Here is a 14,468-nt window from a genome sequence, read left to right as displayed (position 1 = left end):
CATATTGAGCACTATTTTTAATCTTCGTAATTTAAAGATAAGGATAATCTGTCCTCTCCAACTATAGTATTTGGAAAAATCCTTGTGGCATTTTCCAAGTACTCATGAGGATTTTCTAAAGATGGGCTAAAATGTGTTAAAAGTAGTTGTTTAACTTTTCCTAAGGCTGCTAAGTTAGCAGCTTCTGTAAAAGTCATGTGTTTGTTTTTTACAGCTTTAGAAATATCCATATCATCTCCATACATGGCCTCGCAGACAAATAAATCACTATCTTTAATGAAGTCAGGTATAGTAAGCAAGAATCTAGTATCAGTAACAAAACTAATTTTAATACCTTTTCTATCATCTCCAAAAACCATATCTGAAGTATACATTTTTCCATCATAAAAAACAGAATTAGATTTTTGTAGCCTACTCCACAAATGTTGAGGAACATTATTTGATTTTGCATTTTTTGCGTTAAACTTAGGAAATCTTTTGAAATACAAGCTATAGCCTAAGCATTCAGTGGAGTGATCTAGCTCTAGTGTAGAGATTTCTAAATCTTTAAAAATATGGTGATCTTCTAAGGTGAAGTTTTTATCTGGATTCTCTATTATTATTAACTTATAAGGTAAATACTCAACTATGACTTTTATAGCCTTCATAGTTTCTATAATTCCATTAGGACCAACAATAGTTAAGTCTTCTGTTTTACCGCTATTGCCCATAGTAGATAAAAGGCCAATAAGGCCTATTATATGATCACCGTGGAGATGAGTTATTAAAATTAAATCTACATCTTTAAAACCACAATTTTTCATTTTCATAGATACCTGAGTACCTTCACCACAGTCTATTAAAATTTTTTTCCCTTTATAATTAATAAATAAAGAGGAAAGATTTCTATTAGGCATGGGAACATTTCCACCACATCCTAGCAAAACTAAATCTATCATACGAATTCTCCTTATGTATATTTTTATTTTAAAATAATAATTACTAATTATAATTATAGTTTTAACAAAATATATTATAAAATATATTTTATTTAAAAAAGAGATCATTAAATAATCTCCTTTTATCTATCTTCTTTGTATAATTGTTTAATATTGTAAATTGATAATAGTACACAAAGTATGGCTATAACAGTTTTCATATTACCTCCTAAAGTATAATGTATATACTTATATCTTAATAATCATCATTGTAATCACTTTTAAAGATCTTATTTAATACGCTTTTAATTATATCATAATTAAAGCCCTTATAAGCAAGGTGATTTGCAACTTTAGCATAAGCTTTTTTGGGGTCTTCATTTTTTACTCGTGCATATCTTTTCTCTGCCAAATAAAGAGCGTTTTCAAACTCTTCATCTACATCAATTTCTGAAATGGCTTCATCAATGGCTGATTTTTCAATGCCTTTATTATAAAGATTTTGTTTTATTTTATTTTTACCATATTTATTTAGATTAACGTTGGTAGTTACAATTTTAGAAGCTAATTCGTTATCGTTGATAAAATTGTACTTTTTTAAAAAATCAAGAACTTCATCTATAACGTCTTCTTCAAAATCATTTTCTAATTTTTCTCTGATTTTTTTCTCAGATTGACTAGTTTTTGATAAAATATTTAAAGCTTTATTTTTCCCTTTTAAAAACATTTCATCTTTTAAAATTTGTCTAAGATGATCTTCCTCAATGTTATCACCTTTTTTTAAATTAAAAGTAAATACTAACTCTTTATAAATAGCCATGAAAAATTCTTCATCAACATAAATATTTACTCTGTCTTGGTTTTTCTTTTGAACCTCAATTTTTGTTATTATAGACATATTTTGTCTCCTTTAAATTAAATTTATTGCTTAAAGTTAAAGAAATGTTAAAAATCACTTGTTATATAATTGAAATTATTATATATATTAATAGTGAACAAATTTTTGCAATTAAAGTATAAATATAGATAATTTAGTTAATAAAAATATATATTTATGATTATATACTAAAAAAAGGGTTTTTATATTATAAACTTAATTGTTATAGAAAAAAGGGAGTAAAAAGGAGAATAATAATGAGGATTGAAGATATAGTTATTGAATCTATATTGAAAAATAATGAGAAGATGGCAAAGTTTAGGGACAGTGCTCATAATTTAAGAATAGGAATATTAGGAGGAACATTTGACCCTATACATTATGCTCATCTAGCAACGGTGGAGTTTATAAGAGGCAAATATAATTTAGATAAAGTTATTTTCATACCTTCTGGTAATCCTCCTCATAAATTTTGGAATATAACTGATAAAAAAGATCGTTATGAAATGGTAGTACTTGCCACTGTGAAAAATGAAAATTTTTTAGTTTCTGATATGGAAATTAAGAAAGTTGGAAAGACTTATACTATAGATACTTTGAGGGAGTTAAAAAAGGCTTATCCAACTTGCGAATTATTTTTTATTACAGGGGCAGATGCCATATGTGATATAGAAGCATGGAAAGATGTGGCGGAAAATTTCAAATTAGCCACATTTATAGCAGCGACAAGACCGGGTATAAGTCTGCTTAGAGCTCAAGACTATATAGAAAAATTAGAAAACAAATATAATGCAAAAATTATAAATGTATATGTACCTTCTTTAGATATATCATCCACATATATTAGGGACCAATTGAATTTAGGGAAGTCAGTTAGGTACTTAATACCTGAAAGTGTGGAATCATATATAAAGGAAAAGGGTTTATACAATTTTGGAGTTGAGTAAATGGATTTAAAAGAAATACAAAAAACACTAAAAGAAATGTTACCTGAGATAAGATTAAAACATTCTCTAAATGTATCAAAATGTGCAGTAAAGTTAAGTGAAATATATAAGTGTGACAAAGAACAAGCTGAGATTGCTGGACTTGTTCATGATTGTGCTAAATATTTTACAGATGAACAAATTGAAGATTGTATAGAAAAATTTAATATAGAACTAGATCCTTTAGAAGTAAATAATATAGCGCTATCTCATAGTGTTATAGGTTCTTATGTGGCACAATATGTATTTAATATTAATGATGATGAAATTATAAATGCAATAAAGTATCATACTACAGGCAAAGAAAATATGTCTCTTTTAGAAAAAATAATATATATGTCGGACTTAATAGAAGAAGGTAGAAACTTTCCAAGAGTAGAAGAATTAAGAGAACTAACTTATAGTGGTAAACTAGATGAAGCATTAATTTTATCTTTCAATAACACTATAAAATTTGTAATAGATAACAACCAGTTAATACACCCAAGAACTGTAAAAGCTAGAAACTATATTCTAGGTAAGTTAACTTTGCGTAGCTCTAACTAGGATAATTCTTTGTGAGATGAAGAGGAGTGTAATAAGAGTCGCGAATATTTAATTTTGTATATATAATAGTAATAATACAAATATTTATGATATAATAACTAGGTAGGTTTAAAATTGAAAGGAGACGGAATATGACAAACATGACTGTTGAACAAATGACAAAGATTGTTTACGATGCAATTGATGATAAATTAGGTCAAGATATATCAATAATAAATATAGGGAAAGTATCTTCTCTATGTGATTATTTTGTTATAGCAACTGCTGGTTCTACAAGACAAGTTAAAGCAATAGCAGATAACGTACAAGATGCTTTAACAGAGCACGGAATAGAACCAAGATCAAAAGAAGGATATGAAACTCAAAATTGGATATTACTTGATTATGGTGATGTAATGGTTCACGTATTTGATGAAGAAAATAGAGGGTTCTATAACTTAGAAAAACTATGGAAAGATGCTCCATACGTGGATGTTGACACTTTAGCATAAAGATGTTAATATTATAGAAAAATAAAGATTGAAATCAAATAAGTTAGAGTAGTAGGAAACTTTGTTTATTTCAGAGAGCTGATATTTGGTGTGAATCAGCATAAACTATTTTTGAACTTGCTAACACAAAATTATTTGGCCGTAGTTGGCATAAAGACTATCTAAGAGAGTTTACTTTTGTAAACTAATTAGGGTGGTACCGCGAAAATATATCCTCGTCCCTAAACGTAAAGTTTAGGACGGGGATTTTTTTAATATTATTAAGAAATTTTAGAATTTCTTAACTTGGATAAAATAATACTTATGGAAATTATTACAGAAAATACTTAGGAGGTAAATCATGAGCGTTTACAATTTTAAAAAGATTGAAGACAAATGGCAAAAAACATGGACAGAAAATAATCAATATAAAACTGACACAACAGATTCTTCAAAGCCAAGTTATTATGCTTTAGAGATGTTCCCTTACCCATCAGGAAACATACATATGGGACATGTTAGAAACTACTCTATAGGTGACGTAGTTGCTAGATTTAAGAAAATGGAAGGGTACAATGTACTTCATCCAATGGGATGGGATTCATTTGGTTTACCAGCTGAAAATGCAGCTATAAAACATGGAGTACATCCACATAAATGGACTATGGCAAACATAGAGGACATGAAAGGTCAATTAAAATTATTAGGATTAAGTTACGACTGGGAAAGAGAAGTAGCCACTTCTACTCCAGAATATTATAGATTTACACAAGAAATATTTTTAAAATTCTTAGAATCAGGTCTTGCTTATAAGAAAAAATCTTTCGTTAACTGGTGTCCATCTTGTGAGACAGTTCTTGCTAACGAGCAAGTTGTTGGAGGACTTTGCGATAGATGTGATAGTGTAGTTGTTAAAAAAGACTTAGAACAATGGTATTTCAAAACTACTGCATTTGCTGAGGAATTATTAAATGACTTAGATACTTTAGATGGATGGCCAGAAAAAGTTAAAACAATGCAAAGAAACTGGATTGGAAAATCTAATGGTGCTGAATTAGTATTTGATATAGACGGAACTGACAAGTCTATGACAGTTTACACTACTAGACCAGATACTACATATGGTGTTACTTTCATGGTTTTAGCTCCAGAAAGTGAATTAGCTGGGGAATTAGTTACAGGAACTGAGTATGAAGCTGACGTTAATGCTTTCATAGCAAAAATGCATACTAAAACAGAAATAGAAAGAACTGCTTCTGATGTAGAAAAAGAAGGTATGTTCATAGGAAAATACGTTATAAACCCAGTAAACAATAAGAAAATACCAGTTTGGATAGCAAACTATGTATTAGCTGATTACGGCACTGGAGCTATAATGGCAGTTCCAGCTCATGATGATAGAGATAGAGATTTCGCTGAGAAATTTAATTTAGATATAATACCTGTTATAGATGAAGATAACAAAATGATAAACTCAGAAGAATTCAATGGAATGGATGCTTCAGATGCATTTGAAGGTATAGTTGAAAAACTTGCTAAAGACAATAGAGGAGAGAAAACTACTAACTACAGACTTAGAGACTGGTTATTATCTAGACAAAGATACTGGGGATGCCCAATACCAGTTGTTTACTGTGATGATTGTGGAATAGTGCCAGTAGATAAAAAAGATTTACCAGTATTACTTCCTACAGATGTTGAATTCACAGGAAAAGGAGAATCTCCACTTACTACTTCTCAAGCATTTAAAACAACTCCTTGTCCACACTGTGGGAAAGAAGCAAGAAGAGAAGTTGATACTATGGATACATTTGTTGATTCATCTTGGTATTTCTTAAGATATATAGATCCCAAAAATACTGAAGAACCATTCAGTAAGGAATTAGTAAACAAATGGATGCCAGTAGATCAATATATAGGCGGAGTAGAGCATGCTATAATGCACTTACTTTACGCTAGATTTTTTGTTAAAGCATTCAAATCAATGGGAATGTTAGACTTTGATGAACCATTCAAAAACTTATTAACTCAAGGCATGGTTTTAATGGATGGAAGTAAAATGAGTAAATCTAAAGGTAATACTGTATCACCTATAGAAATAATAAACAAATACGGTGCAGATACAGCTAGATTATTCGTATTATTCGCGGCTCCACCAGAAAGAGACTTAGACTGGTCAGAGCAAGGTGTTGAAGGATGTTTTAGATTCTTAAACAGAGTTTATAGATTGGTAGATGAATTAGCTGAAGTAGCAAAATCAAATGCAGAAGCTAAAGCTGTAACTAAAGAAGATAAAGCTATGAGACTTGTAATACATTCAACACTTAAGAAAGTTACTGCTGATTTAAGTGAAAAATTCGGATTCAATACTGCTATAGCAGCATTAATGGAATTAATAAACGAAATGTACAAATACAAAGAATTAGATACTAGAAATGATGGAATAATAAGAGAAGGTATCGAAACAATAGTAACTATACTTGCACCGTTTACACCTCATGTAGGTGAAGAATTATGGACTATGATAGGTAAAGAAGGTAGCGTATTTGATATCAACTGGCCTAAATTCGATGAAAAAGCTTTAGTTCAAGATGAAGTTGAAGTAATAGTTCAAGTTAATGGAAAATTAAGAGATAAAATATCTATGGATGCTAATATAGCTAGAGAAGATATGGAAAAAGTAGCTTTAGAAAGTGAAAAAATTAAAACTGCAATAGAAGGAAAAAATGTAGTAAAAGTTATTGCTGTTCTTAAAAAATTAGTAAATATAGTTGTTAAATAGAATCTGCTTTAAATATATAAAGTGAAAATAAAAAGAATTATAAAAACCATATGTACAATTCTTTTTATGAGTAGTATAATAGAGAGGAAAATGTTTTTAATCAATATATTTTTTTAGGAGGTAAAAAACATGAAACATCAAGTTATACATACTAATAATGCACCAGCTGCAATAGGACCATATTCTCAAGCTGTTAAAGCTGGAAACTTATTATTTATATCAGGACAAGTTCCTTTTGTTCCAGAAACAATGGAAATAGTTGAAGGAGATGTAAAAGCACAAACTGCTCAATCATTAAAAAATCTTCAAGCTATATTAAAAGAAGCAGGAGCTGACTTCTCACATGTAGTTAAAACTACAGTATTCATAAAAGATATGAATGAGTTTGCTCAAATAAATGAAGTTTATGCTGAATATTTCGGAGAAAATAAACCAGCTAGAGCTTGTGTTGAAGTTGCTAGATTGCCAAAAGACGTTAAAGTTGAAATAGAAATAATAGCAGTAGTTGAATAGTAAAATTTATAACATAAATTTAACATAAATGACCATCACAGATGGTCATTTTTTATTTATAATTAATATTATGGTATAAAATAACACTTATGAAAAAGGAGATGGGGACATGGAAACATCCATTCATGCAATAGCGTGTAACAAGTTATTAATTCTATTTGCAACTATAGCTATTACAGGAATAATATGCAGCAAAGGAAGTGAATTAATAAATATACCAGATGTAGTATTGTTTTTGATTGTTGGTATCTTTTTAGGGCCATCCGTTCTAAAAATTATTGATATTACTCAGTTTCAACTGGAAAACCAATTAATATTAACATTTGGATCAGCATTTATTTTGTATTTGGGGGGGAAAGAGGTTAGTTTAAAAGTCCTGAAAGATGTAAAAATTAGTGTATTTCTTTTATCTACACTTGGCGTTATTATAACATCATTTTTAATGGCAAAAATTATAGGATTGAATTTTCAAATTAGCTTCATGACGTGTCTTTTAGCAGGCTCAATAATAGCATCTACAGACCCAGCAACAATTGTGCCAATATTTAACCAAGTAAAAATTGATGAAAAAGTAAAACAAACAGTAATTAGTGAATCTGCATTAAATGATGCTACTGGAGCTATATTAACAGTAGCAGTTTTATCCATAATTATGGGAGGTCATTTTTCTGTAGAGGAAAATATATATAATCTTTGTATTATGATTATAGTGGGAATAATAGTAGGATTAATAACAGGACTGGTTTTATTATTCTTAGTTAATGATAGTCCACAAGGTATATTTAAAGACTATACTCCTATAATATCTATATTGTCTGTAATAATAGCATATGAGCTTTCTACTTATTTAGGTGGTAGTGGATATATGTCATGTTTTATAGTTGGTTTGGTAACAGGAAATAAACAGAACTTTAAATTGTGGCTTAGCCAAAAACACTATGATGCAGATTGCAGTGTGGCAGAAACTTTAGGTACAATTTGTAGAATGTGTATATTTATAATATTAGGTAGTCAAGTTCAACTAGATGTATTGTTTAAATATTTTGTACCTTCATTAATATCTGTTTTAGGTTTAATCTTTATAGTAAGACCTTTATGTATACTAGCATGTACTTTAGTAGATAGAAAAGCAAAATGGAATAAAAATCAACTTATATTTATGATGTGGGTAAGAGAAACAGGAGTTATACCAGCAGCTCTTTGCGGTATAATTACTTCTATGAAGGTGCCTGGAAGTGAAATAATATCATCTATAGTATTTATGACAATATTAATAACACTTATACTGCAAGGAAGTACAACTAAGCTTGTAGCTAAAAAACTTGGTTTACTAGAAATGGAAGAGGAAGAACGTGAAGAGGCAACAGTAAATTAAGAATAGAAAATATAGTATAAATTATTTATATTTATGCTATATTTTTTTTGTTTTAAGGGTATTTATTTATATGATAAAATATAAAGTGACTAAATAATAAAAAGAGGTAGAGTGAGTATGAAAAATTATAAATTGATAGTTACAGATATGGATGGAACTGTCTTAGGTGAAGACCATAAAATTACAGAGGAAAATAAGAGTGCATTAAAAGAAGCAGAAAAAATGGGGATTAAAGTAGTCTTTGCTACAGGTAGATTTCATGATTCAGCTAAAGAACATGTGACTTTTTTAGATGATACAATGCCAATAATATCTTCTAATGGATCTATAATTAAACATCCAATAACAAATGAAGTTTTATATTCTAAATTTATAGATAAAGATATATGTTTGAAAATAATGGATATTATAGATGAATATAATCTTAGATATCAAGTTTATACAGACGAAAAGATACTTCAAAAGTATGAAACTGAAGAAGAAAAGAAATTTATGAAAGAATTTATTCAAAAAAATTTCTCTGATAAGGCTGAAATAATATTTAAAAAAGATTTAAGAGAAGATGTTAAAAATAGCAATGTGTTAAAGTTTAATGTTATGGAAATAGAAAAGCAAGATTTATTAGATGAAGTTAGAGCTGATTTGCAATTTGTAAATAATATAGAAATTACATCTTCATGGAAAGGAAACTTAGAAATTATGAGTGAAGGAAGTCATAAAGGAAATGCTGTAGAGTACCTATCAAAGCTATTAAAAATAGATAGAGAACAAATTATGGCTTTTGGAGACAATTATAATGACTTATCTATGATTGAATTTGCAGGAACAGGTGTGGCAATGGGAAATGCAGAAGAAGATGTAAAAAAAATTGCTAATCATATAACCGATAAAAATGGAAATAGTGGGGTAGCAAAGGCTATAAATGATTTGATTTTACAAAAAGTTGTTACTGCTTAATTAATAATTATGCTACCATTATAAGAAATGTAAATTAATAGGACAATTTATGTGTTAAAGGGGGCAATTTAGATGAAGCTTTGGGGAGGACGTTTTAGAAGTGATGAAAATAAGTTAATGGAGGAATTTAATAAATCCTTTTGTTTTGACTCGCTTTTATATAAAAAGGATATTGAAGGAAGTTTAGCTCATGTTCATATGCAAGTAAAAGTTAATTTGTTAAGTGAAGAAGAAGGGAAAATAATAATTGAATGTCTAAAATCTATAGAGAAGGATATAGAAGACGGCAAGTTGTCTCTTAGCGGAAATTATGAAGATATTCATAGTTTTGTTGAGATAAATTTAATTGAACGAGTTGGAGATGTTGGTAAAAAACTTCATACTGGAAGAAGTAGAAATGATCAGGTTGCTATAGATATGAGATTATTTGCAAAGGAAAAATGTAAAGAAATTATTTCGCATGTAGATAAATTAAAAAATACACTTAAAGAAGTAGCGGACAATAATCCGATTATTATGCCTGGATATACTCATTTACAAAGAGCTCAAGTAGTTACTTTTAAACATCACCTTATGGCTTATTACAGTATGCTAGACAGAGATAGTAAAAGACTAAATAATGCTTTGGAAATTTTAGATGAATCACCTTTAGGGTGTGGAGCTTTGGCTGGTACTACTCATAATATTGATAGAAATATTACTTGTGAGATATTGGGTTTTAAAAAGCCAGTAGATAATTTTATGGATGGAGTAAGTGATAGAGATTATTTATTGGAACTTATGAGTGATTTTTCCATAATAATGATGCATCTAAGTAGACTTAGTGAAGAACTAATACTATGGAGTTCTCAAGAGTTTAAATTTATTGAGTTAGATGATTTATATTCAACTGGTAGTTCTATAATGCCACAGAAGAAAAATCCTGATGGTGCAGAATTAATAAGAGGAAAAACGGGAAGAGTATATGGTAATTTAGTATCTCTATTAACAGTGATGAAGGGATTACCACTGGCTTATAATAAAGACATGCAGGAAGACAAAGAAGGTTTTTTTGATAGTGTAAATACTATTTCCATGTGCCTTCAAATAATGGAGAGAATGATAGCTACATTAAAAATTAGAAAAGATAATATGAAAAAAGCTGTTAAAGGTGGATTTTTAAATGCTACAGAGGTAGCAGACTATTTAGTAAATAAAAGTGTGCCTTTTAGAGATGCTCATGGTATTGTGGGGAGAATTGTAATTTATTGTGAAGATAATAATAAATCAATAGAGGACTTGTATCTAGATGAGTTGCAGAGATTTTCTCCAGTTTTTGATGAAGATATATATGATTTTATTGATTATGAAAATATCTTAAATAAAGGTATAAAGAAAAATTTAAAAAAATAAAAAATAAGATGGATCATCCATCTTATTTTTTATTTTCTCTTAAAGTTGTTTGATTTTCTTCTTCTTCTTCTAGATTTTCTTTTACTTATTATTCTAGAAATTATAAATATAATAAATAAAGAAATTAAAGCTAAAATCAGTCTAATTGAATATTTTACAGTAGTATTTTCTGTAATAAATCCAAATAAACTATTTAAATCATTTTTTGCTACTAAATTTATAGTTTTTTCTAAAGTTTTATCGTTATATACGTCAAGAGTACCTACTTTACCACCTTTTTTAATAGGCAAGTTATAATCCAAATTGACTTTTGCGCTATAATTTTCAGATGCTTTACTTCCCTTTTCTAAAACAATTTTATAGTTGGATTCAGGTTCGTAAAGTAATTCTTTTTCTTCAGTAAATAGAACTCTTTTGCTCTTAGTATAATCAGCCTTGTTAATTATTGTTTGAGTGTAGTAATTATTAAAGGCATAATCTATAAGAGTTCTAGAATCTGCATATACATCGGTACCGGTATCTTTATAGACTGCTGATATGACTCTCATATCATTTTTTACGGCGCTTGATAATAAGCATCTTCCTGCATCATCAGTATACCCTGTTTTTATTCCATCTACTATATCGTATTTTATATCTACAGACTTTCCTTTATATTTAATTTTTTCAGTTGAAGTTAAAAACTTATTGGTATTAAAGAAAGTTCTTGTTATAAAACGTCTGCTAGTAGATGTATCTCGCTTTTCAAAGGTTAGTGATTTTGTGCTAACTATTTCCCTAATAAGGTCATTACTCATAGCTTCTCTTGCCATTAAAGCCATATCGTAAGCAGTTGTATAATGTTCTTTGTCAGGTAATCCATGTGGATTATTAAAATGAGTATTTTTTGCCCCAATTGCCTTTGCTTCTTTGTTCATTAAGTCTGCAAAAGCTTCTTTAGATCCAGATACATATTCAGCTAATACTTCTGCGGCATCATTTGAAGAATGTACTAGCAATCCTTGTAATAATTCTCTAACAGTGAATATTTCCCCTTTTTGTAAATACATACATGAACCGTCTACAGAAAGATCATTATCAATCTCTATTGAATCATCTAAATCTTTTACATTTTTTATAACTAAATAAGCAGTCCATATCTTTGTTGTTGATGCTGGATATATTTTCCCATTTCCGTTCTTCTCATAAAGTACCGTACCTGTTTCGTAGTCTAATACTACAGAGTTAGGTGAAGAAATAGATACATCTTTGCTATCAGCAAATACAGAAATTGGACCTGAAAAAGTTGTTATAGAAAGAAGAAATGCTAGCAAAAAAGATAAAAACTTTTTCATAGGTAACCTCCCAATTTTAGTCTCGTCTTTTAGTATATCATATTTTTGTTAATAATTAAATTAAGGAGGGATAAAAATAGTGAATAATAAGAAAATAATTGTTTTTATATTTATACTGTTAATGTGTCCAATTGGATTGGTTATTAAAGATAAGCTTCAATCAAAAGAAGATATATACGTTTTGACAGAGGAGGAAAAGCCATTTCAAGAAACTACACAAGAGAAAGAAATAAAAAAAGAAGAAAATATTACTAATAAAAACATAACTGTATATATTAGTGGTGAAGTAAGTAAGCCAGGAATAGTAACTTTAAATGAGGGAGATAGACTTGCAACAGCTGTAGAGAAGGTTGGAGGAACGACTAAAAAAGCTGATTTAAGTGGTGTAAATATGGCTATTAAAGTACAGGATGAAATGCATTATATAATTCCTAAAATAGGAGAGGTAGTTAAAGAAAATACTTCTCAGGTTATAAGTGATGATAATATTAATCAAAATAAATCGTGGAAAGCATCTCAAATAAACATAAATATTGCTACAATAGAAGAGCTTGACACCTTGCCAGGTGTGGGAGAGGCTACGGCTAATAAAATAGTAAATCACAGAAGTGAAAATGGTGATTTTAAATCTATTGAAGAGATTAAGAATGTTAATGGTATAGGAGATAAAAAGTTTGAAGACATGAAAGATTTAATATGTGTAAAATGAGATTATAATATTTTAGTAAATAAAAAATTCTTCCTAGGAATCTAAAACTAGGAAGAATTTTTTTATAAAAAGTTTAATTATCAATAATAGTGAAACTACTATCAGTTAAGTTGAACTTATTCTTTAAATTGCTACTTAAATATATTTTTTTATCTTTTGTAATAAAAATAGCATCAACGCCGTCTAAGCTTTCTACTAGTTTTATACCATCTTTAACTCCTAAACCAAATGTTGTAGTTGATAGTGCATCGCAAATAATTGATTTATCAGAAACGATAGTAACGCTGCTTAAATTATTATCAAAAGGATATCCTGTGTGAGGATCTAGCATATGATGATAAATTTTATTGTTTTTTTCAAAATATCTCTCATAAATTCCAGAAGTAACAACAGATTTATTAGAAACCTTAATATTTCCTATGGAATTGCCACGAGGTTTAGTTGGGTCTTGGACTCCTATGGAAAAAGGTTGATTATTTTCTTTATTGCCAAGAACATATATATTACCACCTAAGTTAATTAAAGCACTCTCTAATTTTTCTTCTTTTAAATGTTCGTATATTTTATCTGCAGCATAACCCTTAGCAATACCGCCCAAATCTATTTTCATATTTTTCTTTGCTAATTTTACAGAATTACTCTCGTCATCTAAAAGTATGTCTTTGTAATTAACTAAAGTTAGATTATCCTTAATTTCTTTTTCGCTAGGTATTCTCGCATTTTCTGTACCTATTCCCCATAAGTCAATAATAGGACCTACACTAATATCAAATGTATCGTTAGACATACTAGAGAATTTTATGGATTCTTTAATAACATAGTAAGTATCCTCAGATACTTTAACATAGTTTTTTCCGGCATTGTTATTTATTTTAGATATTTCACTAGAAGCTATTTGGCAACTCATTTTATTGTCTATATCTTTTAATATTGCTTCACATTCCTTTAATATCCTATCCCCATCTTTTTTTGTAATATCATATAAAGTTATTTCATTTATAGTTCCTAAATTATAGTAGGTATTTGAATACTTATCTTCTTTTTTATTTTTAATTATCATAAAAAGAGAAAATACTATAACTACAACTAAAATTAAAATTGATGGGAGTTTTTTCTTATTCATAATGATTCCTCCAATTTTTTGTGTTATATTTAATTTAATATTTATAATTATATCATAAATATTTACAAATAATATTTATGATTAGGAGGTAAAAGGTTGAAAAAGAAAGACTTTATATTAATAATTGTAATTTTAATAGTTATAGCCTCTACTTTTGGGATTAACTACTTTGTAAATACTAAAAGTGGAGACAATATAGAAATATATGTGGATAATAAGTTATACAAAACTTATAGTATTGATGATGAGGAAGAAATAAAGATAGAAAGTGAAGAAGGATATAACATAATTAAAATTCATGATCATGGAGTTGAAATTACAGATGCATCTTGTCCAGATAAAGTATGTGTTCACACTGGATTTATTACGAAACCAAGTGAAAGTATAGTATGTCTACCAAACAAGGTTCATATAAAAATAACAACACAGAACAAGGAAAATGATAAAAATGAAGAAGATGTTATATCAAATTAAGAATTGGAGGATA

14 protein-coding genes and 1 other annotated feature are annotated in these 14,468 nt (G+C 28.6%); of the genes, 10 read left to right on the top strand and 4 right to left on the bottom strand.

Annotated elements, in window-relative coordinates; genetic code table 11:
* Positions 1 to 17 precede the first annotated feature (17 nt).
* Entirely contained in the window at positions 18 to 938 is a 921-nt protein-coding gene (locus K0039_RS05340; RefSeq protein WP_228103992.1) for a ribonuclease Z, read from the bottom strand.
* A gap of 235 nt (positions 939 to 1,173) precedes the next feature.
* Entirely contained in the window at positions 1,174 to 1,815 is a 642-nt protein-coding gene (recX, locus tag K0039_RS05335) for a recombination regulator RecX (RefSeq protein WP_228103991.1), read from the bottom strand.
* Between the two features lie 236 nt (positions 1,816 to 2,051).
* Here recX and nadD point away from each other — a divergent pair, with 236 nt between their 5' ends.
* The 8 genes from nadD to argH all read left to right on the top strand — a co-directional run bounded on the left by nadD (position 2,052) and on the right by argH (position 10,815).
* Complete coding sequence (gene nadD, locus K0039_RS05330) at positions 2,052 to 2,741, top strand: nicotinate-nucleotide adenylyltransferase (protein ID WP_331476692.1); 690 nt, start codon at positions 2,052 to 2,054, stop codon at positions 2,739 to 2,741.
* Positions 2,742 to 3,326, top strand: coding sequence for a bis(5'-nucleosyl)-tetraphosphatase (symmetrical) YqeK (gene yqeK, locus K0039_RS05325; RefSeq protein WP_228103990.1), 585 nt, complete (start codon positions 2,742 to 2,744; stop codon positions 3,324 to 3,326).
* Between the two features lie 140 nt (positions 3,327 to 3,466).
* Positions 3,467 to 3,817 (top strand): ribosome silencing factor, encoded by a 351-nt coding sequence (gene rsfS, locus K0039_RS05320; protein WP_026255137.1) that lies wholly within the window; start codon positions 3,467 to 3,469, stop codon positions 3,815 to 3,817.
* Positions 3,818 to 3,853: 36 nt separating this feature from the next.
* Positions 3,854 to 4,043 (top strand) — a binding site (T-box leader).
* 114 nt (positions 4,044 to 4,157) lie between these two features.
* Positions 4,158 to 6,578 (top strand): leucine--tRNA ligase, encoded by a 2,421-nt coding sequence (gene leuS, locus K0039_RS05315; RefSeq protein ID WP_228103989.1) that lies wholly within the window; start codon positions 4,158 to 4,160, stop codon positions 6,576 to 6,578.
* Between the two features lie 129 nt (positions 6,579 to 6,707).
* Positions 6,708 to 7,091 carry a RidA family protein gene (locus K0039_RS05310; RefSeq protein WP_018591515.1) on the top strand — a complete coding sequence of 128 codons (384 nt, stop codon included), beginning with the start codon at positions 6,708 to 6,710 and terminating at the stop codon, positions 7,089 to 7,091.
* A gap of 109 nt (positions 7,092 to 7,200) precedes the next feature.
* Positions 7,201 to 8,466, top strand: a complete 1,266-nt coding sequence (locus tag K0039_RS05305) for a cation:proton antiporter (RefSeq protein ID WP_228103988.1) — start codon at positions 7,201 to 7,203, stop codon at positions 8,464 to 8,466.
* A gap of 117 nt (positions 8,467 to 8,583) precedes the next feature.
* On the top strand, positions 8,584 to 9,423 hold the full coding sequence (locus K0039_RS05300; protein WP_228103987.1) for a Cof-type HAD-IIB family hydrolase: 840 nt from the start codon (positions 8,584 to 8,586) through the stop codon (positions 9,421 to 9,423).
* Positions 9,424 to 9,495: 72 nt separating this feature from the next.
* On the top strand, positions 9,496 to 10,815 hold the full coding sequence (argH, locus tag K0039_RS05295; protein WP_228103986.1) for an argininosuccinate lyase: 1,320 nt from the start codon (positions 9,496 to 9,498) through the stop codon (positions 10,813 to 10,815).
* 29 nt (positions 10,816 to 10,844) lie between these two features.
* Here argH and K0039_RS05290 read toward each other — a convergent pair whose 3' ends face one another.
* Positions 10,845 to 12,149, bottom strand: a complete 1,305-nt coding sequence (locus tag K0039_RS05290; RefSeq protein ID WP_228103985.1) for a D-alanyl-D-alanine carboxypeptidase family protein — start codon at positions 12,147 to 12,149, stop codon at positions 10,845 to 10,847.
* A 79-nt stretch (positions 12,150 to 12,228) separates the two neighbouring features.
* On the opposite strand from K0039_RS05290, the gene K0039_RS05285 reads away from it, so the two are divergent.
* Positions 12,229 to 12,858: a helix-hairpin-helix domain-containing protein gene (locus K0039_RS05285; protein ID WP_228103984.1), complete on the top strand. Its 630-nt coding sequence runs from the start codon at positions 12,229 to 12,231 to the stop codon at positions 12,856 to 12,858.
* A 73-nt stretch (positions 12,859 to 12,931) separates the two neighbouring features.
* Here the strand turns inward: K0039_RS05285 and K0039_RS05280 are convergent, their stop codons facing one another.
* The gene (locus K0039_RS05280; protein ID WP_228103983.1) at positions 12,932 to 13,981 is read right to left on the bottom strand and encodes an FAD:protein FMN transferase; all 1,050 of its coding nucleotides are present in this window, start codon (positions 13,979 to 13,981) and stop codon (positions 12,932 to 12,934) included.
* A 96-nt stretch (positions 13,982 to 14,077) separates the two neighbouring features.
* On the opposite strand from K0039_RS05280, the gene K0039_RS05275 reads away from it, so the two are divergent.
* Positions 14,078 to 14,455: a NusG domain II-containing protein gene (locus tag K0039_RS05275; protein WP_228103982.1), complete on the top strand. Its 378-nt coding sequence runs from the start codon at positions 14,078 to 14,080 to the stop codon at positions 14,453 to 14,455.
* Positions 14,456 to 14,468: the final 13 nt, after the last annotated feature.

The sequence above is a fragment of the Terrisporobacter mayombei genome (assembly GCF_020748465.1).
Classification (GTDB): Bacteria; Bacillota; Clostridia; order Peptostreptococcales; family Peptostreptococcaceae; genus Terrisporobacter; species Terrisporobacter mayombei.
This window is presented reverse-complemented; position numbering and strand designations above follow the sequence as displayed.